This is a genomic window from Mucilaginibacter sp. PPCGB 2223 (assembly GCF_001705515.1).
In the GTDB taxonomy this organism is placed as follows: domain Bacteria; phylum Bacteroidota; class Bacteroidia; order Sphingobacteriales; family Sphingobacteriaceae; genus Mucilaginibacter.
Genome location: NZ_MDJS01000001.1, coordinates 1741365 through 1764415, shown reverse-complemented (window position 1 = coordinate 1764415; position 23051 = coordinate 1741365). Strand labels below are relative to the sequence as shown.

The window sequence follows — 23051 nt, the reverse complement described above, 5'->3', positions numbered from 1 at the left end:
ATTTAACAGGTTTTTGAAATTATAAATGAAACGCTACGTCCCCTTTGCTATTCTGGCATTTCTTGTTATCCTCACTTTTATTTACCCGTCTATCCAGGTAGTTAATTCGAACGGAAAGATTGACGCTGCCGACACCGCCTGGATGCTAAGCGCTACAGGTTTGGTACTGATCATGACCCCGGGCCTTGCCTTTTTTTACGGCGGTATGGTGAATAAGAAAAATGTGATCTCGACCATGTTCCAGAGCTTCATCTGTATGGCCGTTATCACGGTTATCTGGATAACGTTCGGGTTTAGTTTAGCCTTTGGCAATTCGATACATGGCATTATAGGCGACCCGCGTACGTTTTTTATGATGAAAGGCATGCTCGGTAACCAGGTTTGGAAACTGGCGCCTACCATACCGCTGCTGCTATTTGCTATGTACCAGTTAAAATTTGCCATCATTACCCCGGCGCTGATCACCGGCGCTTTTGCCGAGAGGATCCGTTTTAACTCGTACGTGGTATTTATCTGTTTGTTCTTTGTATGTATATACGCCCCGCTGGCGCATTGCACCTGGCACCCGGATGGGTTGTTGTTTAAGTTAGGCGTGCTCGATTTTGCCGGTGGCACGGTAGTACACATGTCGGCCGGATGGGCGGCGCTGGCATCGGCGCTTTATTTAAAACGGCGCAATGAGCCCAATCATTCGCCTGCCCGGATAACTTATGTGATGATCGGTACCGGCCTGCTTTGGTTTGGCTGGTTTGGTTTTAATGCCGGTTCGGCCATGGGCGCTAACCCGCTTGCGGTTACAGCGTTGGCTACCAGTACAACAGCATCGGCGGCAGCTGCAGTTTGCTGGATCAACGTCGACCTGCTCCGTGGTAAAAAACCAAGCGCAATGGGCGCCTGTATCGGTGCTGTGGTGGGCTTAGTGGCCATTACCCCGGCTGCGGGTTTTGTATCTATCCCGCACTCGCTGGCTATCGGCGTTATTTCGTCGTTGGTGAGCAACCTGGTGGTTGAATGGCGTACACGTACCACGATCGACGATACTTTAGACGTTTTTCCATGCCACGGTGTGGGCGGTATGGTAGGTATGGTACTTACCGGTGTATTTGCCCATAAAAACATCAACGGCGGCAATACTACGGGTAACGGTTTGTTCTTTGGCGAATGGCATTTGTTTTTGACCCAACTGGAGGCATTGGTCGGCGTTTCGATATTCGCCTTCTTTGGCTCGCTGCTGTTGCTCAAAATAACTGATATGATTACGCCGCTGCGTGTTTCGGCAGAAGAGGAGGCAATAGGTTTGGATATCAGCCAGCACGGGGAGAAGTTGTAGCGGGATTTCGAATTTCGGATGTTCAATTTCGAATTTTTAATATAAAAGCGTTATCGCTGTAAGGATAAGTTTCGTAATTGTTGATAATAAATTAATTACCGATATTTGTGTAATGAATTTACTTAGCCGTATAACTATCGATCCTGAAATCTGCCATGGCAAGCCATGTATACGTGGAATGCGCTGGCCGGTTGAAGTTATTATCGATATGCTGAGTTCTGGTATGTTAGCGGAAGAGATATTGGGTGATCATCCGGAATTAGAGAAGGATGATATTTTGGCGAGCCTGCAATACGCTAAATTAACTTTGTCGGGACATTCATTGCAAGATGTTGCCTGATGAAGTTTTTATGTGATGTACACATTTCTTATAAACTTGTTAATCGTTTGATTTTATTGGGGTTTGAGTGTATCCACGTCAATAATATATTGAATAACTGGAACACAACCGATAATGAGATATGTTCTTTTGCGGATGCCGGTGGTTTTGTTGTGATTACAAAAGATGCCGATTTTCGGGATAGCTTTTTAGTCCGGAATACTCCAAAGAAACTAATCAAAATTAACCTTGGCAATATTTCGAATGCTGAACTGATGGACATTATCGAAACTAATTTAGCTGCGATTGTTAAGCTTGATGGCTACGATAGTTTTCTTGTTGAAGTAGATAAAAACCGATTGAGTTATATTGCTAAGTAATCTCTTTATTGATTAACTCTTCGCGTTAGTGATAGGAGCGGATACCGGCCCTGTGGCTAATGCCCGTGCAGTATGAGCGGATAGCCGGGCCGCAGACAACGCCCAAGTTGTCAATGACTGAATTATTGAGTTATTGAATGATTGATCGAAGGCAATAACTGCTATCAAAGAATAATTGATCGAATTATCTTTGATTTACTACAAAATTTTTACTAATAAACACCTCTTTCTGCAGATTTGTCAGAAACTCAAAAACTGTCATATTGTACTCATTTAAGCGTTTTTAGGAATGATTCGTCTTTACAATTTGATAATAAAGCACTAACTTTGCGTGCTTAATATCCAACATGAGCGAATCGATAAAACACGAGTGCGGCATCGCATTTATTCGTCTTTTAAAGCCCCTATCTTATTACCAAAAAAAATACGGCACGGCACTTTACGGCCTCAATAAGTTGTACCTGCTAATGGAAAAGCAGCACAACCGGGGGCAGGACGGCGCCGGCGTAGCTACCATCAAGCTCGATATCGAACCGGGTAAGCGTTACATCAGCAGGCACCGGTCGATGGCATCGAATGCTGTGGCAGATATATTTGAATACATCCAGAAGAAGTTTGCCGACATACAAAAAGAACAGCCCGAAAAAATGGCTGATGCAGAATGGCTCAAAAACAACGTTAGTTTCACCGGCGAAGTTTTATTGGGCCATTTGCGTTATGGTACCCATGGGAAGAACAGTGTGGAGAATTGCCACCCGTTTTTACGCCAGAACAACTGGATGACGCGTAACCTGGTGATTGCCGGCAATTTTAACATGACTAACGTTGATGAGCTTTTGCAGCAACTGTACGACCTTGGTCAGCACCCTAAAGAAAAAGCCGATACGGTAACGGTACTGGAAAAAATCGGCCACTTTCTGGATAGTGAGGTACAGGGTTTGTTCGACCAGTATAAACGCGAAGGTTTGGATGATAATGCCGAGATCAGCAGGCTGATCGCTAAGGATCTGGATGTAGCCAAGATCCTGAAGAAATCGGCCAAGAACTGGGACGGAGGTTATACCATATCGGGTATCTTCGGCCATGGCGACGCGTTTGTAATGCGCGACCCGGCAGGGATCCGCCCGGCATTTTATTATGTTAACGATGAGATTGTCGTAGCTGCTTCGGAAAGGCCCGCTATACAAACTGCCTTTAATGTGCCGATAGGAGATATTAAGGAAGTACAGCCGGGCCATGCGCTTGTGGTGAAAAAGAACGGCAAGATAACCGAGGAAATGTTCAGCGATCCGGTTGAGAAAAAAGCGTGCTCGTTTGAGCGGATCTACTTTTCGCGCGGCAGCGATGCGGATATTTACCGTGAGCGTAAACAACTGGGCAGGTTATTGTGCGATCAGATATTGAGTGCTGTAGATCACGACATGGAAAACACAGTGTTCTCTTACATCCCCAACACAGCCGAAATAGCATATTACGGCCTGGTTGAGGGTATGCATAAATACATTAAACAGCAGCAGCGCGATATCTTGTTAAGCAAAGCAGGAGCGCTGACAGATAAAGAAATCACGAAAGTGCTCAACATGGCGCCGCGTATCGAAAAGATAGCCATTAAGGATGTAAAACTACGCACTTTTATTACCCAGGATGCCGACCGCAGCGAAATGGTAGCGCATGTGTATGATACGACCTATGGCGTGATCAAAGGCGGTGCTGATACACTGGTTGCATTAGATGATTCGATTGTACGTGGTACTACGCTGAAGCAAAGTATCCTGAAGATACTTGACAGGCTGGGGCCGAAGAAGATCGTTGTAGTATCATCGGCGCCGCAGATCCGTTATCCCGATTGTTATGGTATCGACATGTCGCGCATGGGCGAGTTTGTGGCTTTTGAAGCAGCTATCAGTTTGCTGAAAGAGAGCGGCCGTTACCAGGTGATCGCGGATGTTTACGAGAAATGCCAAAACAGTTCGAAATTGCCGAAAGAGCAGGTAGAGAACTATGTAAAAGAAATTTACGCACCGTTTACCGATCAGGAAATATCCGACCGTATAGCACAAATCATCACACCCAAAGAAATTAAAGCCAAAGTACAAGTGGTTTATCAAACCCTGGATAACCTGCATATCGCCTGCCCTAATCATATCGGCGACTGGTATTTTTCGGGCAATTACCCTACTGCCGGCGGCAACAAGGTAGTTAACCGCGCCTTTGTAAACTGGATGGAAGGCAAGAACCAGCGGGCTTATATGTGATTTGGTTTAGACTAAAGAACAAGGAGCAAGGAATAAAGATTTAATGAAAGTCTTTGTTCTTTGCTCCTTGTTCTTTTATCATATCTGTTGGATTTTAAGCCAATTTTTGCTATATTGTAAGTTTGGCGCGAGGCTTTGGGTTTGTAGTTACTCCCAAATTATAACTCATGGGTGTACCCATTAAATACCCATGTGTTTAATGGGTGCAGAATGTTGAAAAGTTGCATTTAGATTGATTTAGGGCATATTTGACCAGAAAATCGCAAAAACACCCATAAATACCCATGTGCCTGAAGAGCTCAAAAGGTGGCAGGTGTATTTTACTATCAGCCCCAGTGGCTAACGTCGTTAATTACTACAATAATGGCCGGTATGAATGATACTAAGCTCCCCCATAGGAAACCACGACCGGTTATCTTAACTTTCTCATTCTCCACAGATGCCACAATAACAAAGCCAGTGGTTAAAAACCGAAAAAGCTTATAAAAGGAATTGAGTTTATATGCAATGAATCAGAGATGCGGGCACATAACACGTTGAGTAAAATAGTCAGTACGGTAAATAAATAATGTTCTTCTCATTTATTGTATTTACTTACCTCCAAAAATAAAATGCGTAAATATCTTATCCACCAAAATCAGCGCGGCTATAATGAGCGCAATACCGGCTACCTGGTTTAGGCGATGGACGGATTTTTCGGAGATCCGGTCGCGTAGTTTGTTGGCGTAAAAGGCCTTGGTCGTATCCATCGAGAATTGCACAGCCAGGATGGTGATGAACATAATAGCTATTTTTAACTGGCGGTTATGCACGTCTTCAGGGTAATAAGTGCTGGCAGCGCCGATTACGGTTACCCAATGAAACAACAGGGTAGGGTTGAAAATGCACATCAGGAAACCCTTCAGAAAAAAGCCTGCGCGGTTACTTTTTATCGGCGTGGTACTATAACTGATCTCGGCTTTTTTGAATATGTAATAAACGCCGATAATAAATAATATGGTGCTGCCTACTGCTCCAACTATCCTGGTATCAACTTTAAAGCTAATGAGTTGTGAGCCGAAAAGGATGGCTCCGATGAACACCATATCGCTTGTTACAACCCCAAGGGCCATAGCTACGCCGGCATGAAAACCTTTTTCAATACTGGTTTTGATCAAGGCGAAAAAAACGGGCCCGGTTAGTACCGATAGTACTAAGCCAAACCCAATGCCGGTAATAATGGCTTCTATCATTAATTATGGCCTCGTATTCATTAATGCGAATATGCAACTTTATATTAAATAGAAAGAAATTTTAAAACTATTGAATTGAAAATTTAAAGTTAGATAATTATAAAATTTAAACTATGTTTATAGCGTAAAAGGTACACTAACCAACACCAATACAAAAATTCATGGAACAAAACAGCACCAAAAATTACGGCGCCGCGCTGTATACTTTAATTACCGTATTCTTTTTCTGGGGTTTTGTTGCAGCAAGCAACGATATCCTGATCCCCGTTTTTAAAGAGAAACTGCACCTGGAGCAATGGATGTCGCAAATGATATCTTTTGCTTTTTATGTAGCATATACAGTGGGCTCAATTATTTACTTTTTTGTTTCGAAAGCCATGGGCCAGGATGTGCTAAACCGCTACGGCTATAAAAACGGCATTGCTGTCGGCCTCATTATATCGGCTTTGGGTACACTGTTGTTCTTCCCGGCAGCAGAGAGTGCGTCTTTTGTACTGATGATAAGTGGTTTGTTTATTGTAGGCCTGGGCTTCTCGCTGCAACAGATAGCCGCCAATACCCTGGTTGTTGCTTTGGGCGATCCTAAAACCGGCGCGCAGCGTTTAAGTCTGGCCGGCGGTGTAAATAACTTTGGTACCACGATAGGCCCGTTATTGGTTAACCTTGCCATTTTCGGCAGCGTTACCGGCACCAAAAGCGTAGCCGACATCAGTGCAGTTAAGTTCCCGTACCTTATATTGGGTGCAGCATTTATCCTGGTCGCTATCATATTTAAATTCTCGGGAGTACCCAACAAGATACACGGCGTAAGCGACGAAGAAGCTATTAGTTCGCCAACGGATGTTTCAAATACAGTTAAGCCAACCAATAACAGAAGAAGCGCTTTGAGTTTCCCGCAATTAACGCTGGGGATGATTGCCATATTTGTTTATGTTGGGGTTGAGGTATCAACAGCCAGTAATTTACCTGCTTTTATGAAAGATAAGCTGCATACGGCTACCGATAGCATAGCACCCTTCATTTCCCTGTACTGGGCAAGTTTGATGATTGGCCGCTGGACAGCATCAGTAGGCGCCTTTAACTTTGGTGAAGGGATGAAAAAAGTATTGGCGCTTGTAATGCCATATATTGCTTTTGTAGTGTTCCTGATAGTTAATGCGATCGCACATAAAGATATTGCACAGTTTTATGTGTATGCGATCGTGATCGTGGCGCTGATAGTTGCCAACCTGTTAAGTAAAGGCAATCCGGCGCGGCAGTTATTAATATTTTCGGGTTGTGCCATTACCGCATTATTCGTAGGTATGCTGTCGAACGGAATGGTAAGCGTATTCGCGTTTATCACTGTAGGGTTATTCTGTTCAACTTTATGGCCTTGTATCTATACGCTGGCGGTTACCGGTTTGGGCAGCCACAGCAATGAGGGCGGCAGCTTTCTGATCATGATGATTATGGGTGGCGGGTTCATCAGTTTATTGCAGGGCTATCTGGCAGGTGATGGCTTATTAGGTATACAATGGAGTTACCTGGTTGGAGTTGCCTGCTTTGCCTATCTGGCATTTTATGCTATCAAAGCTAAAAGTGCTTTGATAGAACAAGGTATCGATTTTGACAAGATAGAAGCTGGTGGCAGCCACTAATATATACCAATGACCACTAAACCCGGTTTCGACGAAATATTCATGAACCTGGCGCTCGACCTGGCCAAACGTTCACACTGCGTTAAGGCCCAGGTTGGCGCTGTTTTAGCTAAAGATACCCGTATTATATCCATCGGGTACAACGGCCCACCTGCCGGTACGCATAATTGCGATGAGGAATGGCCAGGTACAGGCTGCGCCCGCGATGCCAAAGGCAGCTGTTCATTGGCGTTACATGCTGAAGAGAACGCCATATTATATGCCGTAAAAAACGGCACACGATTGGAAGGCGCTACTTTGTATACCACCTTGTCGCCTTGTTTACCCTGTGCCAGGCTTATATTTTCGGCCGGGATAACTAAAGTGTACTTTCAAAAATCGTACGCCGCGTACAAAGGCCTGCCTTTTGATGAGGGCGTTGAGTTTTTAAGGCGCTTTGGGGTTGCGGTTGTCCGGATAGAGGAGTAAGGCTTAAGTCAAAAGCCAAAATTAAAAAGTCAGAAAGGCACTCAAGCTGCCCCCCCAAGACTATACCCCGCTTCCTTTTTTAACTTTTGGCTTTTAACTTTTGCCTTTTTTAACTATCTTTTTGGCATAATCATTTACCGCTTAATGATATGGCCAGCCAACAGGCGCAACAGCTTAAAAAGGTTTTAAAACCCATCCACTTGTGGGCCATAGCGGTCAGTCTCGTTATCTCGGGCGAGTATGTGGGCTGGAATCTGGGCTGGGGCGTATCCGGAACTGTCGGGTTTCTCATTGCTACCGTGATCATTACGGTGATGTACGTTACCTTTGTTTTCAGCTACACCGAGCTCACCACATCCATACCCCATGCCGGCGGCGCATTTGCCTACGCCTATCACGCGATGGGGCCATTCGGTGCGTTGGTGGCAGGCTATGCTACCGTGATCGACCTGATGTTTGCCACCCCGGTTATCGCTTCGGGACTTGGTAGCTATATCCATTTTCTGTATCCGGGAATTCCGGTAATACCCTGCGCGATGACATTCTATCTCATTTTTATGGGGCTTAATATCTCCGGGGTGAAGGAGTCGGCCGTGTTTTCCATCGTAGTGGCCATGCTGGCTATAGCCGAGTTACTCCTGTTTATGGGTGTCATAGCGCCTTCGTTTAAAATACATACGTTTTTAACCGACTCTATGCCTTTTGGCTGGGGAGGCGTGTTTGCTGCATTGCCTTTTGCTATCTGGTTTTACTTAGCTATCGAAGGTGTGGCCATGGTTGCCGAAGAGGTAAAAGAGCCCAAAAAAGATATCCCGAAAGGCTATATATCGGGTATTGTTACATTGGTGTTTTTAGCTTTTGGTGTGATGATCCTCTCCGGCGGTATCACCAACTGGAAAAACCTCAGTAAGATTGACTATCCGCTCCCCGAAGCCATCGGTATTGTTTTGGGTAAGACAAATGGCTTGACGAAGATGTTCGCGGGTATCGGTTTGTTTGGCCTGATCGCTTCCTTTCATGGCACTATACTGGCCTATTCGAGGCAGTTGTTTGCAATGGCCCGTAGCGGTTATCTGCCCGGTTTTCTATCGGCAGTGAACAAAAAATTCAACACCCCACACTGGGCCATTATTGCTGGCGGCGTTATTGGCTGTATAGCCATCCTCACCGGTACTACCGACCAGATACTGGTACTTTCGGTGTTGGGCGCTGTTGTGATGTACCTGATGAGCATGCTAAGCCTGTTTATCCTGCGTATCAGACAACCGCATATGGAGCGGCCCTTCGCTGCGCCGTTTTACCCGGTATTTCCAGGAGTGGCTTTGCTGATTGCAGTTGTGAGTCTCTTTGCGATCATTTGGTACAACCCCGTGCTAAGTTTGCTATTCCTCGGGGGATTGATATTGACCCTTGCCTTATTCATACTGTTGAAAAAACACAAGGCAGCGGTACCCGAAGACCTGATGTCTGTTACCATAGATATTTAAAATGGCATACCGGCATACCATAAAAGGAAAGGTTTACAAGTTTGACGACTTACGGACACTTCTTGCCAAAGCATCCCCATACCGCTCAGGCGATGTACTGGCAGGGTTGAATGCCGATAGCTACGAGCATCGCATCTGCGCGCAGATGACACTGGCTGATGTGCCGCTGAAAAACTTCCTGAGCGAAGCGCTTATCCCTTATGAAGAGGATGAGATCACACGCCTGATCATTGATACACACAGCGCAGCTGCTTTCGATGTGATCAGTCACTTAACAGTAGGCGGCCTGCGCGACTGGTTATTATCCGATGATGTAGACGGCGCGGTATTGACTACCCTGGCGCCAGGCTTCACCCCGGAGATAGTCGCGGCGGTGTCCAAACTGATGAGCAACCAGGATTTGATAGCCGTTGCCAAAAAGTGCGAGGTGGTTACCCGTTTTCGAAATACGATTGGCCTAAAGGGGCATTTTTCAACCCGTTTGCAACCGAATCATCCGACGGATGATGTAAAAGGCATTGCGGCCAGTATTATCGACGGTTTGCTGTATGGCAGCGGCGATGCGGTCATAGGCATTAACCCCGCAACAGATAGCCCCGCGGCGGTAAACTCTTTGCTCGAACTGATCGATTATCTTCGCCGGCAATTTGATATCCCTACACAATCGTGCGTGTTGTGCCATGTGACTACTACCATCGGGCTCATCAATAAAAATGCACCTGTCGATCTTACGTTCCAATCCATCGGCGGTACCGAGCGTACCAACGCCAGTTTTGGCGTTAACCTGGCATTACTTGAAGAGGCTTACCAGGCTACACTTTCGCTTAACCGGGGCAGCGTGGGTAATAACGTAATGTATTTTGAAACCGGGCAGGGCAGCAGCCTGTCGGCCGATGCGCATTACGGGGTCGACCAGCAGACCTGCGAAGTGCGGGCCTACGCCGTGGCGCGCCGGTTTAACCCGCTACTGGTCAATACGGTGGTTGGCTTTATTGGTCCGGAGTATTTATATGATGGCAAGCAGATTATCCGTGCTGCATTGGAAGATCATTGTTGCGGTAAATTGCTTGGGCTGCCCATGGGTGTTGATGTTTGCTACACCAATCATGCTGAAGCCGACCAGGACGATATGGACAACCTGCTCACCCTGCTTGGCGTTGCCGGCTGCAATTTTGTGATGGGGATACCCGGATCGGATGATATTATGCTGAACTACCAGTCAACCTCGTTCCACGATGCCCTGTACCTGCGCAAAGTGCTCGGGTTGAAACCCGCACCCGAATTCGAGCAATGGTTAATAAAGCAAGGCATATTTAACCAAAGTGGCCAGCTAAACCATCATCATAATCCAGCTAAGCTGTTAAAAGCGATTAATTATGAGCGATAAACCCGAAAAAGCAGATCAGTTGCAGGGCGATCCCTGGGTATCGCTCAAAAACTTTACCGCTGCCCGTATTGCCATTGGCCGGGTAGGGAGCAGTATCCCGCTGCGGCAGATGCTCAATTTTAAACTGGCCCATGCCCATGCCCGCGACGCAGTTTATTCGAAACTGGATATTGATGCGCTAAGTGATGCACTGGAAGAATTTAACCTGCCTGTGTACCAACTGCACAGCCGGGCCATCAACCGCGAAAAATATCTTACACGACCTGATTACGGCCGGAGGCTGGATGAAACTTCCGTTGAGGCCCTTCGCGATCAGGTGCCCGTTACCATTTCGTTGGTTATTGCCGATGGCTTATCGGCGGCGGCCGTAAATCAATATGCTGTCGAATTGCTGCGATTGCTCATTCCGAAGCTCGTGGCTGCAAATACAGGAACGCTCAATATCAGCCTGGCTGAGCAGGGCAGAGTGGCCATAGCCGACGAGATAGGGCAATATTTTGACGCCGAACTTTCGGTAATATTGGTAGGCGAACGCCCCGGCCTGACAGCGCCCGATAGCATGAGCGCGTATCTGACCTACAAACCGCGGGTTGGCCTTACTGATGAATCCCGTAATTGCATATCCAATATCCGGCCCGATGGCCTCGATATCCGGCCCGCAGCCGATAAACTGTTTTACCTGATCAGTGAATCGCTGAAAAGGAAACTTAGCGGAGTTGAGTTGAAAGATCGTCATGGGTTATTAAGTAGTTAAATCTTTATATTATCATAAATTTGTATGTAATTTAGTACAGATTTAAGATCAACAACTTGATGACATATCCGTCGGTGGACTCTAATCAAACAGGTGGTATACTCCGATAACATATACTTAACCATGCTGTTACCCTCTTTAACTATTTCAATAACTATTATTTAGCGGCCACACAACTGATACATATAATCACATGGCATTACTATTGATTTGCTAACTAACGTTTACCCTTTTGAAGTAAACCAATAAAAAACAACAATGATGAAATTCAACTTAAAAACTACTACATTATTACTGTCGGGGCTAATGCTCGGCAGTACGGTGCTCGCGCAAACCATCGACACCCCGCTCACAAATAATTATGTACAACCCTTTTCGTCGGGAAGCGCTTTTAAAACCTGGTCGTTCGGTATACATGCCGGGATGATCACTCCTTACACTTTTATAGGCGGCAAGCAGGATTTTAAGGGGCGCGAGACCCAGTTGGGCTACGGAGCTTATGTTAAAAAACAAATATTGCCCTCGTTTGGATTAGAAGCAGAGTATTTTGGAGGTCAGATAGCCGGTAACGGATCGCCGACCACAACCAATGTACAGCCTTATGCAAGCTACAGCACCCAGTTAAACTGGACGGCAGCCCTGGCTGCCAATATTACACTGGCTAATATTAACTGGCGGCATAATCAAGGCGCAATACAGCCTTACCTTACTTTGGGCGGCGGTTATATGGCATTTACTCCTAAATTGTACAGCGGTACCGGCAGCAGAGTGCCATTGGCAACAAGTGCAACTGATTTTACCGAGTTTTTTATCCCGGTAGGCGTGGGTTTAAAGTTTGATATTGCAAAAGATGTGAACCTCGACCTGGGATACCAGATGAATTTTGTGAATTCGGATTTTGTTGACGGTTACGCTTATGGTTACAACAATGATAAATTTGCTTATGCCCATGCAGGTCTGGAGTTTGCATTCGGTGGCAAAGGAAAGCCCCAGCTGGCTACGCATAATCCTGTATCGTCTATGCGTTATGAGTACATGACCAAGGCACAAACCTTGCAAACCGAATTAGATGCCCAAAAAGCAGAAAACGATCGTTTACGTGCTGATTTAAATGCCACTAACAACAATCTGGCCGCTACCAATGCAAACCTGGCTAAATTAACCCAGGACAGCGATGGCGATGGCGTTCCGGATTTGTTTGATAAATGTCCCAATACTCCCGCCGGGACAAAAGTTGATGGCTCTGGTTGCCCGCTGCCGGTTGCCAAAGCACCAACCGAAACTAAGGTTTATATAACCGAAGAAGATAAGAAAGTCGTTAAAGATGCGATTGCTAACCTCGAGTTCGACCTGGGCAAAGCAACCATCCGCCCACACTCGTTCCCAAGTTTAGACAAGGTTGCCCGCTTACTGGTTGATAAAAACTTCAGCCTGAAACTGGCCGGCCATACCGATAATACAGGTTCGCCCGAGTTTAACATGCGTTTATCAAAAGACCGCGCCGAATCGATCAAAAATTACCTGGTGGGTAAAGGCGCAAACCCATCGCGTATTGAAGCTACCGGATATGGCGAAACACAGCCTATAGCTACCAACAAAACCGCTGCGGGCCGTCAGAAAAACCGCAGGGTCGAGTTTACTTTGTATTAAATATCAGATATTAACTATTGATGAAAGCCATCCGGATTTATACGGGTGGCTTTTTTTATTTGCCGGTATTTAAGTATCTTGCTGTATCTAAATCAGATACGCAATGAGCCATTTTACCAGTTTTAACAGCACAGGGGTACCCCGCTTAAACACTTTTATACCCCAGGCAGCCGTAGCCCAAGGTACCATTTACGTTTCCGGAATGGCGGGGCTCGACCCGCAAACCGGCAAACTGATCAGCGATAATTTTGAGGAACAGATACGCCAGGCTTTCACCAACATCAAAACTATATTGAACGAGCTTAACAGCGATGTTGATAAAATAGTTAAGGTGGTGGTGTGGATGGTATCTGGGGCCGACCCAACTTTCGCCGGCCTCAACAAGGTTTACGCCGAATTTTTTCCAACCAATCCGCCTGCCCGCAGTGCCCCACAGGTCATGCCTTTTCCGGGTGGGATATTGGTCTCGGTTGAATGTATTGCTTTGGCTTGATCAGTATTTGCCCGGCACATAAGGCCATAACCGGCTGAACCAGCTGTTTTTAAACTGTGCCTGCGATGGGTTGTTGGCTATGATATTCTGATAAAATTGCTTACGCAAAGCAATAAAGGCGTTGTACAAAGTTTCGGGATTGGCGGCATTTACAGCGGCCAGCGTTTGTGGCCCGATAATGCGATCGACAGTTACCCCGGCAGCTTGCTGCAGAAACTGTGCGCCGCGGCCTACACCCATATTCACCGAAGTATCGAACACCTGGTTCGCTATCTGCTGATCGTTGATCGAGCCGGTGCTGTTTACATTCCAGTAATTGGTAAGATAAAATTGCTGTATATCGGTTTGCAGTTGTGCGTTTGCACCTAAAGCAGCATTGATATTTGGCGGATTGGTAGCCAGGATACTATCGACAATTGCCCACCCGCTCCAGTTAGGGTTGTAATTGCGTGCAACGCCGCGGTAGGTTTGTCCGCCACTATCGGCAGGGTTATTGGCATAGCCGCCCTCGGCGCCCATAGTTAAGTTGAATGAGATCGAAAAATTAGCCATAAGTGTAGGTTTGTACAGAGCTAATTTATGAATGTTTATTATCTTAAAACAATAAATAACAAATATCCTATGAGGCCTCAGGGCTCATAGATAACAATAGCCTCAAATAAAAAACCCGCGGCACTACCGCGGGCAATATTTTATCAAAGAGATGTTTAACTTTTGTTAACTAACCGGTCCGATAGGTAGTACAACCCGGCCGTAAAGTTCGTTTAATACCTGTGCAATGCCGGTATAAATAGCCAGCAGGCCGCAAAGTATGCCTTCGTAACCGGCAAAGTGGCCCAGGCCTTCGCAGCCTGCATGCTCTGCAGCTAATAAAAAGAACAGGATAGTTAACGTGCCAAAAACCAGTTGCAATGCGCGGTTAAGCTTTAATGTGCCGAAAAACAGCAAGAGGGTAAATACACCCCACATACCTAAATATGCCGCCATCGAAGCATCGGTAGGGGCGGGCATCCAGCCAAATTTTGGTATCAGTATTAATGCTACCAGGGTAAGCCAGAAAAAGCCGTAGCTGGTAAAAGCGGTTAATCCGAAAGTGTTATTCTTTTTCGCTTCGATAATACCGGCAATTACCTGTGCCAGGCCACCATAAAAAATACCCATACCCAAAATCATCGGGCTCATTTCAATAAGTCCCGCATTTTTAAAGTTGAGTAGAACAGTGGTCATGCCGAAAGCCAGCAGGCCAAGCGGGGCCGGGTTGGCGGTGTTCTCTTTTAAAGAGATAATAGATGTTTCTGCCATAATTTTTATAGGTTTGGTTAAATGATTTCAGGTAATTACAAAATTGGTTAACTGTAATTATTACATCTAAAAATAGATGTTTTTAGAACAATATCAAATAAAAAAACCTCTGGGCAACAAGTAAGTTACCATATGCAAAAATTAGTGCTGCTGCGCCACGGCGAGAGCGTTTATAACCAGGAAAACCGTTTTACCGGCTGGACGGATGTCGACCTGAGTGATGCTGGATACCTGCAGGCAAAGAGGGCAGGCCAGCTACTCAACAAATACGGCTATAATTTCGATGCTGGTTTTACTTCGGTATTAAAACGGGCCATTAAAACATTACATATTGTTTTGGAAGAGCTCGACCACTTGTGGATACCCGTGCAAAAGTCGTGGCGGATGAACGAGCGCTTTTACGGCGCCTTGCAGGGTTTGAATAAAGATGAGACCATGGCAAAGTACGGACCGGAACAGGTACAGAGATGGCGCCGCGACCCTAACGAACATCCACCCGCTATCACTAAAGATGATGAACGTTATCCGGGCCATGATATCCGTTACAGGCAATTAACCGAGCGCGAATTGCCATTGACTGAGAACCTGAGCGAGACTATGGACAGGGTTTTACCTTTTTGGCAGGAAAGTGTTGTGCCCGAAATGCGTAAGAATCAAAAAGTGATCATTTCGGCGCACGGAAACAGCTTACGCGCACTGATCAAATACATTGATAACCTGACAGACGAAGAAGTAACCGGTTTAGAGATACCTACCGGGATACCTTTGGTATATGAGTTAGATGATGAACTGAGGCGTATAAAACATTATTATCTCGAATAATCCTCATTTAAACATCCAAAAGTATGATCATGAGGTGGCAACCTTATCGATAGCAGCGGCCAGTTCACGGTCTTTTGCGGTGACGATATCCCCGGCATCATGGGTGTTTAGCCAGATATCGACCTTGTTGTAGGTGTTGGTCCAGGTAGGGTGGTGGTTTTGCTTTTCGGCAATAGCAGCAACTTTGGTCATGAAAGCAAATGCCGCCGTAAAATCCTTAAAAATGAAGGAGCGGTGTAGTTTGTTATCTTCTTCGCGCCACATGGTTAACTGATTTATTATAGAATATACTAATTTATTCCCTGGCCCGGTATATTGGGAATTCTTAAACTACGATAGTACGCCAGATTGTGCAGCGGTTTTTCGAAATTGTCGGGGATAGGTTTCCGCGAAAAAGTTTGAAAATACAATACACAGGCATCGCGCCACCATATAGCTTCGTCGTGCTGTATGGCCATCAATTCCTTAACCTGGGTAAAACGATCGTGGTCTATATACTTTTCCATCAAATTCCATACCAGCTGCATGTGCTTTACCGAGTCGGCGCCGCGATAATAATGTTCCACCATTTCGTCCCAAAGTGTTTTACCCGATCGCATACGATAATTCCAGCTGAGGTGATGGAACCATAAAAGGTATTCGTCGGGGCAGGTACTCAGGTCTTCAAAATATTTTTGCACCTGGGGGGAGTATTGGGCGAGGGCATTGCTTCCGGTGCGGGTACGATCGAACCCTACGCCGTTTGTATCCGCTTTATGGTAATAAACAGCGGTCCAGTCGGCCCTGCCGGTATTATCCGTCCAGGGGCCGGGGCCGTAGTGCCCGTTTGCGCCCATAATATGATGCAAGCCAAGTGGCGTCATATAGTTCACGGTATTTTCGCGCGATTGAAGCATCTCGCGCTTCATCGGTTCAATAAAATGATGATCATTGGTAAAGGTCATACGTAACCAGTCGTCCGCTATTTTGGTTGCCGATAACCCCGGGTTCCAGGCCAGGCGGCCAAAGCTATACCAATTGGCCTGTGCAAAAGGATGGCCGCACCAGTTGATATCGGTGCCTATGTTGGCAACTCCGGCCATACCGGTAATCAATTTCGGATTATACCGGCCCTCCAGTATATGCTCAACCGTGCTGTTTGGTCCGGCTGTATAGGTATCGGCATTTAAACATTCCTTAAACAGAGGTGCTTCATATACCAGGTGGGTCGAAAAACCAAGATACTCCTGTGTAAGCTGCAGCTCGAGCATAACCGATGTATTGGGAAGTGCACCAAACAGAGGGTGAAAAGGTTCACGGGGCTGAAAATCGATCGCTCCGTTCTTTACCTGTATAATTACGTTTGCATCAAATTTGCCGTCGAAAGGTTTAAACTCATTATAGGCTTGTTTCGCGCGGTCATCGGGTACTTTATCGTCGTAAACAAAAGCCCGCCACATGACAATGCCGTGGTGCGGAGCCAGCGCCTTGCCAAGCATATTAGCGCCATCGGCATGTGTGCGGCCGTAGGTTTGGGGGCCGGGCTGCCCTTCGGAGTTTGCTTTTACCAGGAACCCGCCAAAATCAGGGATGTAGCGGTATATCTCATCAACTTTAGCTTTCCACCAGGCTTTAACATCTTCATCGAGCGGGTCGGCGGTTTTTAGCCCCCCAAGTTCTACCGGGCTACTGAATTTTACCGAAAGATATATTTTGATGCCATAAAGCCTGAATACATCAGCCAAAGCTTTGATCTTGGCCAGGTAAGCTGGTGTGAGCATAATCGTATTGGCATTCACATTATTAATAACGGAGCCGTTAATACCGACAGATGCGTTTGCACGCGCATAATCAATATACCTCGGATCGATATAGCCGGGAAGCTTATGCCAGTTCCAGATAGAAAAACCTGCATAGCCGCGCTCTACAGTGCGGGTGGGATTATCCCAGTGATCGAGTACCCGGAACATGGTTTTAGGGTATTCAGCAATATTCAACGCAGCGAGCGAACTGTTTATCTGAAATAATTTCAGGAAGTTAAAAACGCCGTACAGAATGCCCAGGTCGGAGTTTGCAGTTAAAAGGATAGTGTTTTTTTTCGAGGTAGTTATGGTTTTGATCAAAAAGCCATCAGTACCGATCTTGGCCGGAATGCTGTCGGGTACGTATTTTCTCAGGTTCCCTATTTTATCGATTGTGGCAATAACCAGTTCGCTTTCCGATATCGTTTTTTGAGCGGGCGACAGACCGATCATACTGCTTAAGCCCCTGTATAATTCGTCATGAGCAACCTTTAAACGATCCGATCCTGCAGGGAAATAGATGTTTTTAACCGATTTTTGATATTGAGCCTTTAAAGCAACATCAGTGACAGGCGCGTAGCGTAGCCAAAGTTCATACCCGTTTTCGGCCCTGGCCATGTCGCCAACCAAAAGAATCCCGGCTAAGATGAGTAATATGAGGCGGATTTTTACACGCATATTCACGATGTTAAGAAACATAGCTAAAACTGTTTGACTTGTTCAATATTACTTAAATAACGCGGGGTCGACGGCCTCTCCTAATAATTTATATCCCGCTTCATTCGGGTGAAGATAATCGCCGGATTGAGCTGCCGGCAGCAATGCTACTGTATCCTGCGGGTCTCTTAAAACTTTGTCGAAATCAATAACGGCATCAAAATGCCCGCTGGTACGTATCCATTCGTTTATTTTATTGCGTGCCGAATCGCGATAGCTGCGGTAATAAAACGATTTTCCGAAAGGTGTGATCGTGGCCCCATAAACCTTGATGCCCTGCGCGTGCGCATCGGCTATCATTTTATCGTAAGCTGCAATCAATCCGTCGGCTACCTGGAAAGCGGCCAGGCTATCCCTTGTCCCACCCAAATCGTTAACCCCTTCGAAGATGATCAGCCAGCGTACGCCGGCTTGTTTCAGCACATCGTGCTCAAATCGTTTAAGGCCATTAGGGCCCAGGCCGCCTTTAAGCACTGCATTACCGCCGATGCCCATATTCAGCACGCCGGTTTTTTTGTTCCCTTTTGCCTGCAGGCTGATTGCAAGCACATCCGGCCACCTGTTTTGTTTGTTTGTGCCCGAACCGCGACCATCGGTAATAGAGTCGCCAAAAACTACTACAGAAGCTGTTGAGGTACCCTTTTCGACTTCGATGCCAGTAATGGTGTACCAATGATCTGTTTTAACAGCTGTCGCAAAATCCGCATCGCCGGAAATATGTTCGCCATTAAGCAGGTAGGAGGTGGTACGCGAACCCGGGTGGCCGGTTAACGCCGTTGGCACTGTTCCGAAAACGATGGTAATGGCGATCTCGGCTCTTGGTTTAAGCTCGAATTTGATCGGGTCTGATTTAATTTCTTCGCCCTGGCCGATGTCGATGCCCGGATTGCCATTAAATGTTAATGCTTTTGCGGAATTTTCATCGGTAAGATATTCTCCTTTTGAAGTCGCTATCTGTACAGATTTAATCGAAAGAACACCGTTACCAAACTCATTCGAAAACTTTAAGCGCAGCTTTTTACCACCAGTCGATACGCATACAACCTGACGCAGGGTATTATTACTGAGACCGGGAGCAGGGGGCATATTGTTGGGTTCGACCAGTTGCCGGGCAGTACCCCAGGTGCCTATCCATTCGTTTTTTTGCTGTGTTTGCGAAAATGTCTTAGTGATTGTCAGTAACAGGAAGAGAACCATGCATCCAGTTGTCAGGACACGGCGTTGCCCTGTGTTGTGGTATGCTTCAGCGCTGCGGTATCGGATTTGATCATTCATAAAACTCTTGATTAAACTTAAGTGTTTGGCTGGTTAATGTGTTATGGATGTATATGTAGAAGTTCTTATCTTGCGAAAAGGCGTTAAGGTTGCATAAAATGAAGCCTGTTAAAATTACTATCCGGAGTTTACTGAACATGTTATCGTCAATTAAAAAGGATATTTACAGACAAACATCACCTGTTAAAGCAAGTATGGTTTTATAATTGGTTATACATTAAGGCGCTATATCCCAAGCTGCCCTGGTGCTGATTGCTGGTATTTTATAGTACGTGCAACCGCTATGCAAATAAAGCATTAGTTTGCTATTTTGCAATCGATTACTAAAAAATATTTTAAATGAATTTATCATTTGATCAATGAAAGAATTTTTTTTGAAATGTGTTGAATGTAATCGGTTGCTCGCTTATTTTTGTTAGAGCCAATAATTAACCGATAATCATTCATCCGGGGGCGCCATCAATCGTTTGTTGAAATTTATGCAACGATTGTATCAGATTGTCCTTTTGATTTGTATAATTGCCCAAGATTGATCTGTTTTAGAGACAGCCAGCCTATAAATACTAACAATAATAACATGAATACGAGATTTAATGTGTTATTTATGAGGGGCTTGCTGACATGCTTTTTGTCGGCATCAGTTTTCCTCGTTTCTTTCGGACAGGATACCCACGTCATCAGCTTATATGACGGTGTGGTACCGAACAGTAAACTTGCTCCCGACGATTATGCCGAAAAAAATAGTAATGGGTGGGTTACAATGGTAACGAAACCCGAGTTAGCCGCTTTCCTTCCGCCCGGCGGAAAATCTACAGGGGCTGCGGTAATTGTTATCCCCGGCGGCGCTTATGCCGGCCTTGCCATTAACCATGAGGGAATTGATGTGGCCAAAAGATTTGCATCTTTAGGCATTACAGCGTTCGTATTAAAATATCGCTTACCCGATGACCGTATCATGCCCGAACGCTCGATAGGCCCGTTACAAGATGCAGAGCGGGCTATTCAATTAGTTAGGCAAAGAGCCGCTGAATGGCATATTGACCCGCACAGGGTTGGGATTATTGGCTTTTCCGCTGGGGGGCATTTGGCTTCCAGTCTCGGAACGCATTATAATGAGGTAGTGATAAAAGATATGCCGGGTATAAGTCTCAGACCTGATTTTATGATGCTAATTTACCCTGTGATCAGCATGGGACAATACACGCACCAGGGATCAAAGCAAAACCTGATTGGTACGAATGCAACTACAGACCAGATCATACACTTTTCGAACGAAAAGCAAGTGAATGCCCAAACGCCGGTTGCTTTTATTGTACATGCCGAAGATGACACTGCAGTGCCCGTAGAAAACAGCCTCAATTTTTATAAAGCTTTAAAAGATAATGGGGTTAAGGCCGAAATGCACCTGTATCCGCAAGGCGGACATGGATTTGGAATGTACAACAGTACCACCTCCGATTCCTGGTTCGACCGTTGTATCAACTGGTTACAGGCAAATAAACTATTAACGCAGTAATATGTATAAATAGCTTTCATTAAATGATTATTATTCTGTAGATCAATCGTGTGCTGATAAGCTTTTGTTACAGTACTGTATACAAAACGGCAACTGTAGCACCGGTATGATTATTTATTTTGTGCATTCAATAATAATTTTAGTCTGACAGGTGCTTTTTCGAACATTGCACATCTACCTTTTTATCACTATAAATGTAACTGATGAAAAAGGTGCATCGTGCCTGACGCAGAAAACGACCCCTGATTTTACCATATCAGGGCCAGGCGAAATAGTTGCAACTGATAATAGCGACCCGTCATATCTTACCTCATTTGCTTCAAATCAGCGCAGGCCATTTAACGGGTAACCTGGTAAAATGCTGTGGAAAGAGATAGGCCGTAATCAAACAAATGTTTTATTAATATCAATAAATGTGCTATCCTAAATAAGGTATAAACCTGATCTTTGGTTATTCAGCGTCTGGTAAGATATCTTCTTATCACCCATTACCCACCCACTTCACAATTGGTTAGTGAATGTAATTGGAAAGGACAGCGCGAGGCTGTCCTTTATTCTCTACTTGCCGCACAAACCGGAGATCAGAGCCGATCCCAACCCAAACACTGCAAGGGATATATTACTCTGGTCTGCTTAGTTTATCGGGTGTTGCAATAATAAAGTAGCCTTTAGGCATATCCCTTTTCGAATTTTTTACGCGTAATGTATGTTTACTGTGCTCATTTGTGATAGCATATTCACGATTTGTGCTATTCCTTTCTTTTACAGATGGATAGCTTAGGATATCCGAAACGCGGATGCCAATTAACCATTATTCATCTAAAAACTACATTTATGAAAAGAACTGTTTTCAATCTGATTGGAATAGGATTGCTTTTGGCCGGTTGTACCAAAGACCAGCCGGTGCAGCAGCCTCAATCGGCACAACAACTACAGGCGGCTACGTCAAGTACGACTCCGCAGCTTCAAACAATGGCTACTGGTACAGCAGCCATCGATGCATCCACCGTGCAGCAAACCATCCAGGGTTTTGGCGGAGCCAGTATCTTGGCCTGGGAAGCCGACCTGACCGGCACGCAACGGACAGAGGCGTTTTCTCCCACAAGCGGTATCGGTTTGAGCATCCTGCGGGTGATGGTGCCCAGCACCGGCACAGGTAGCTTTGCTGCCGAAAAACCTACTATCGATGCTGCTAAAAGCTTTGGTGCGAAAGTTGTAGCCACAGCCTGGAATGCTCCATCCAGCATGATGACCGGTGTACATTTGAATACATCATCATATGCTGCTTATGCATCCTATCTCAGCTCATATAATACCGCAGTAGGCGGCGTTTACGCAATAAGTCCATTCAATGAACCCAATTATTCGGGTTCGGGCTGGATGGAAGCCACTGCTACCGAAGTGGCTAATTTTGTTGCGGCACAAGGTGCCAACTGCGGGGCGCCCATTATGGCACCCGAGCCTTTTAACATGGACCAGACTTTTATTAACAGCTACTTAAGCAATGCCACTGCAAAAACCAACACCAGTTTTGTTTGCGGCCATATCTATGGCAAAACACCTTATAACCTGGGTAGCATCGGTAAATCGGTTTGGATGACCGAACACTATACCAACTCGGGTGTTAGTGGCGATGACTGGAACAATGCCATGACTGCGGCGAAAGAGATCCACGATTGTATGAACTCTGGCTGGGCGGCTTACGTGTGGTGGTATATCCGCCGCAGTTACGGCCCGATTGATGAGAGCAGCAATATTACCAAGCTGGGTTATGTAATGGCGCAATACGCGCGTTATGTCCGCCCTGGTTACAGCAAGATATCCTGCACGGCAAACCCGTCTACAGGAGTATATGTAACTGCTTATAAAAGCGGTACCAAACTGGTAGTTGTTATTGTTAATCAAAATACGGCAACTACCTATCAGGCATTCAGCCTCAGCGGTATCACAGTTACCGGCTTTAACCGCTATTATACCAACAGCACATCAAGCCTGGCTTCAAACAGCTTTAGCGTTACCGGCAGCAGCTTTGGTATTAACCTAACACCATCAAGTGTGACAACCCTGGTTTCGATGTAACCCGGGCTATTTAAATTATCCGCGTTATCGGCTATTTAATCAAACGGGAGCTGCAGAACCACGGCTCCCGTTTTTAATGAAACGTATGCCGGTTGAAAAGGTGACCGGTACGCACAATGTGTTTTTGTGTTTAAAGGAGAAAAGTCCGGCGTACTAATGTATTT

Annotated in this window: 21 protein-coding genes; 15 read left to right on the top strand and 6 right to left on the bottom strand. The window is 45.7% G+C overall.

The features are described 5' to 3' along the window. Window positions 1-25: 25 nt before the first annotated feature. The 4 genes from BEL04_RS07595 (at window position 26) to BEL04_RS07580 (ending at window position 4284) form a co-directional block, all read left to right on the top strand. On the top strand, window positions 26-1330 hold the full coding sequence (locus BEL04_RS07595; protein ID WP_066001929.1) for an ammonium transporter: 1305 nt from the start codon (window positions 26-28) through the stop codon (window positions 1328-1330). A 112-nt stretch (window positions 1331-1442) separates the two neighbouring features. Continuing rightward, the gene (locus tag BEL04_RS07590; protein ID WP_066001926.1) at window positions 1443-1670 is read left to right on the top strand and encodes a DUF433 domain-containing protein; all 228 of its coding nucleotides are present in this window, start codon (window positions 1443-1445) and stop codon (window positions 1668-1670) included. Continuing rightward, the gene (locus BEL04_RS07585) at window positions 1670-2029 is read left to right on the top strand and encodes a DUF5615 family PIN-like protein (protein WP_066001924.1); all 360 of its coding nucleotides are present in this window, start codon (window positions 1670-1672) and stop codon (window positions 2027-2029) included. Before BEL04_RS07590 ends, BEL04_RS07585 begins: the two co-directional genes overlap by 1 nt. Window positions 2030-2376: 347 nt before the next feature. Next, the gene (locus BEL04_RS07580; RefSeq protein WP_066001921.1) at window positions 2377-4284 is read left to right on the top strand and encodes a class II glutamine amidotransferase; all 1908 of its coding nucleotides are present in this window, start codon (window positions 2377-2379) and stop codon (window positions 4282-4284) included. Window positions 4285-4874: 590 nt separating this feature from the next. On the opposite strand, the gene BEL04_RS07575 is transcribed toward BEL04_RS07580, so the two are convergent. Next, complete coding sequence (locus tag BEL04_RS07575) at window positions 4875-5516, bottom strand: LysE family translocator (protein ID WP_066001919.1); 642 nt, start codon at window positions 5514-5516, stop codon at window positions 4875-4877. A 161-nt stretch (window positions 5517-5677) separates the two neighbouring features. On the opposite strand from BEL04_RS07575, the gene BEL04_RS07570 reads away from it, so the two are divergent. The 7 genes from BEL04_RS07570 (at window position 5678) to BEL04_RS07540 (ending at window position 13395) form a co-directional block, all read left to right on the top strand. Continuing rightward, entirely contained in the window at window positions 5678-7156 is a 1479-nt protein-coding gene (locus tag BEL04_RS07570) for an MFS transporter (RefSeq protein WP_066001916.1), read from the top strand. 9 nt (window positions 7157-7165) lie between these two features. After that, a complete protein-coding gene (locus tag BEL04_RS07565; RefSeq protein WP_066001914.1) occupies window positions 7166-7624 on the top strand; it encodes a dCMP deaminase family protein in 459 nt (152 codons plus the stop codon). A gap of 149 nt (window positions 7625-7773) precedes the next feature. Next, entirely contained in the window at window positions 7774-9111 is a 1338-nt protein-coding gene (gene eat, locus BEL04_RS07560; RefSeq protein WP_066001908.1) for an ethanolamine permease, read from the top strand. A gap of 1 nt (window position 9112) precedes the next feature. Then, window positions 9113-10498, top strand: a complete 1386-nt coding sequence (locus BEL04_RS07555; RefSeq protein ID WP_066001906.1) for an ethanolamine ammonia-lyase subunit EutB — start codon at window positions 9113-9115, stop codon at window positions 10496-10498. Further along, window positions 10488-11252, top strand: coding sequence for an ethanolamine ammonia-lyase subunit EutC (gene eutC / locus BEL04_RS07550; RefSeq protein WP_066001904.1), 765 nt, complete (start codon window positions 10488-10490; stop codon window positions 11250-11252). Before BEL04_RS07555 ends, eutC begins: the two co-directional genes overlap by 11 nt. A 261-nt stretch (window positions 11253-11513) precedes the next feature. Beyond that, window positions 11514-12902 carry an OmpA family protein gene (locus tag BEL04_RS07545; RefSeq protein WP_066001901.1) on the top strand — a complete coding sequence of 463 codons (1389 nt, stop codon included), beginning with the start codon at window positions 11514-11516 and terminating at the stop codon, window positions 12900-12902. Between the two features lie 103 nt (window positions 12903-13005). Further along, window positions 13006-13395, top strand: coding sequence for a RidA family protein (locus BEL04_RS07540; protein ID WP_066001899.1), 390 nt, complete (start codon window positions 13006-13008; stop codon window positions 13393-13395). Here the strand turns inward: BEL04_RS07540 and BEL04_RS07535 are convergent, their stop codons facing one another. Beyond that, window positions 13396-13947: a glycoside hydrolase family 108 protein gene (locus tag BEL04_RS07535; RefSeq protein WP_066001896.1), complete on the bottom strand. Its 552-nt coding sequence runs from the start codon at window positions 13945-13947 to the stop codon at window positions 13396-13398. It lies immediately after the preceding gene. A 165-nt stretch (window positions 13948-14112) separates the two neighbouring features. Continuing rightward, complete coding sequence (locus BEL04_RS07530; protein ID WP_066001893.1) at window positions 14113-14697, bottom strand: GPR1/FUN34/YaaH family transporter; 585 nt, start codon at window positions 14695-14697, stop codon at window positions 14113-14115. 132 nt (window positions 14698-14829) lie between these two features. Between BEL04_RS07530 and gpmA the strand changes: the two genes are divergently transcribed. Then, a complete protein-coding gene (gene gpmA / locus BEL04_RS07525; RefSeq protein WP_066001891.1) occupies window positions 14830-15519 on the top strand; it encodes a 2,3-diphosphoglycerate-dependent phosphoglycerate mutase in 690 nt (229 codons plus the stop codon). Window positions 15520-15546: 27 nt separating this feature from the next. On the opposite strand, the gene BEL04_RS07520 is transcribed toward gpmA, so the two are convergent. Genes BEL04_RS07520 through BEL04_RS07510 form a run of 3 tightly spaced genes read right to left on the bottom strand, consistent with a single transcriptional unit; the run spans window position 15547 to window position 19292 of the window. Then, entirely contained in the window at window positions 15547-15783 is a 237-nt protein-coding gene (locus BEL04_RS07520; protein ID WP_066001889.1) for a 4a-hydroxytetrahydrobiopterin dehydratase, read from the bottom strand. A gap of 26 nt (window positions 15784-15809) precedes the next feature. Further along, complete coding sequence (locus BEL04_RS07515) at window positions 15810-17978, bottom strand: alpha-glucuronidase family glycosyl hydrolase (RefSeq protein ID WP_066003547.1); 2169 nt, start codon at window positions 17976-17978, stop codon at window positions 15810-15812. Between the two features lie 48 nt (window positions 17979-18026). Beyond that, the gene (locus tag BEL04_RS07510) at window positions 18027-19292 is read right to left on the bottom strand and encodes an SGNH/GDSL hydrolase family protein (protein WP_066001887.1); all 1266 of its coding nucleotides are present in this window, start codon (window positions 19290-19292) and stop codon (window positions 18027-18029) included. A 577-nt stretch (window positions 19293-19869) separates the two neighbouring features. Between BEL04_RS07510 and BEL04_RS07505 the strand changes: the two genes are divergently transcribed. The 3 genes from BEL04_RS07505 (at window position 19870) to BEL04_RS07495 (ending at window position 22887) form a co-directional block, all read left to right on the top strand. Further along, window positions 19870-20808, top strand: coding sequence for an alpha/beta hydrolase (locus BEL04_RS07505; RefSeq protein WP_139112948.1), 939 nt, complete (start codon window positions 19870-19872; stop codon window positions 20806-20808). 151 nt (window positions 20809-20959) lie between these two features. Then, the gene (locus tag BEL04_RS24745) at window positions 20960-21157 is read left to right on the top strand and encodes a hypothetical protein (RefSeq protein ID WP_175404016.1); all 198 of its coding nucleotides are present in this window, start codon (window positions 20960-20962) and stop codon (window positions 21155-21157) included. A gap of 485 nt (window positions 21158-21642) precedes the next feature. Continuing rightward, complete coding sequence (locus BEL04_RS07495; RefSeq protein ID WP_066001883.1) at window positions 21643-22887, top strand: glycosyl hydrolase; 1245 nt, start codon at window positions 21643-21645, stop codon at window positions 22885-22887. Window positions 22888-23051 lie beyond the last annotated feature (164 nt).

What these genes read in the sequence shown, in the direction of transcription:
- eat (WP_066001908.1), top strand. Translation starts at nt 7,774, where the DNA reads ATGGCCAGCCAACAGGCGCAACAGCTTAAAAAGGTTTTAAAACCCATC.
- BEL04_RS07595 (WP_066001929.1), top strand. Translation starts at nt 26, where the DNA reads ATGAAACGCTACGTCCCCTTTGCTATTCTGGCATTTCTTGTTATCCTC.
- BEL04_RS07590 (WP_066001926.1), top strand. Translation starts at nt 1,443, where the DNA reads ATGAATTTACTTAGCCGTATAACTATCGATCCTGAAATCTGCCATGGC.
- BEL04_RS07505 (WP_139112948.1), top strand. Translation starts at nt 19,870, where the DNA reads ATGAATACGAGATTTAATGTGTTATTTATGAGGGGCTTGCTGACATGC.
- BEL04_RS07530 (WP_066001893.1), bottom strand. Translation starts at nt 14,697, where the DNA reads ATGGCAGAAACATCTATTATCTCTTTAAAAGAGAACACCGCCAACCCG.
- BEL04_RS07495 (WP_066001883.1), top strand. Translation starts at nt 21,643, where the DNA reads ATGAAAAGAACTGTTTTCAATCTGATTGGAATAGGATTGCTTTTGGCC.
- BEL04_RS07535 (WP_066001896.1), bottom strand. Translation starts at nt 13,947, where the DNA reads ATGGCTAATTTTTCGATCTCATTCAACTTAACTATGGGCGCCGAGGGC.
- BEL04_RS07575 (WP_066001919.1), bottom strand. Translation starts at nt 5,516, where the DNA reads ATGATAGAAGCCATTATTACCGGCATTGGGTTTGGCTTAGTACTATCG.
- BEL04_RS07510 (WP_066001887.1), bottom strand. Translation starts at nt 19,292, where the DNA reads ATGAATGATCAAATCCGATACCGCAGCGCTGAAGCATACCACAACACA.
- BEL04_RS07580 (WP_066001921.1), top strand. Translation starts at nt 2,377, where the DNA reads ATGAGCGAATCGATAAAACACGAGTGCGGCATCGCATTTATTCGTCTT.
- BEL04_RS07565 (WP_066001914.1), top strand. Translation starts at nt 7,166, where the DNA reads ATGACCACTAAACCCGGTTTCGACGAAATATTCATGAACCTGGCGCTC.
- BEL04_RS07540 (WP_066001899.1), top strand. Translation starts at nt 13,006, where the DNA reads ATGAGCCATTTTACCAGTTTTAACAGCACAGGGGTACCCCGCTTAAAC.
- gpmA (WP_066001891.1), top strand. Translation starts at nt 14,830, where the DNA reads ATGCAAAAATTAGTGCTGCTGCGCCACGGCGAGAGCGTTTATAACCAG.
- BEL04_RS07545 (WP_066001901.1), top strand. Translation starts at nt 11,514, where the DNA reads ATGAAATTCAACTTAAAAACTACTACATTATTACTGTCGGGGCTAATG.
- BEL04_RS07555 (WP_066001906.1), top strand. Translation starts at nt 9,113, where the DNA reads ATGGCATACCGGCATACCATAAAAGGAAAGGTTTACAAGTTTGACGAC.
- BEL04_RS07520 (WP_066001889.1), bottom strand. Translation starts at nt 15,783, where the DNA reads ATGTGGCGCGAAGAAGATAACAAACTACACCGCTCCTTCATTTTTAAG.
- BEL04_RS07585 (WP_066001924.1), top strand. Translation starts at nt 1,670, where the DNA reads ATGAAGTTTTTATGTGATGTACACATTTCTTATAAACTTGTTAATCGT.
- BEL04_RS07570 (WP_066001916.1), top strand. Translation starts at nt 5,678, where the DNA reads ATGGAACAAAACAGCACCAAAAATTACGGCGCCGCGCTGTATACTTTA.
- BEL04_RS07515 (WP_066003547.1), bottom strand. Translation starts at nt 17,978, where the DNA reads ATGCGTGTAAAAATCCGCCTCATATTACTCATCTTAGCCGGGATTCTT.
- eutC (WP_066001904.1), top strand. Translation starts at nt 10,488, where the DNA reads ATGAGCGATAAACCCGAAAAAGCAGATCAGTTGCAGGGCGATCCCTGG.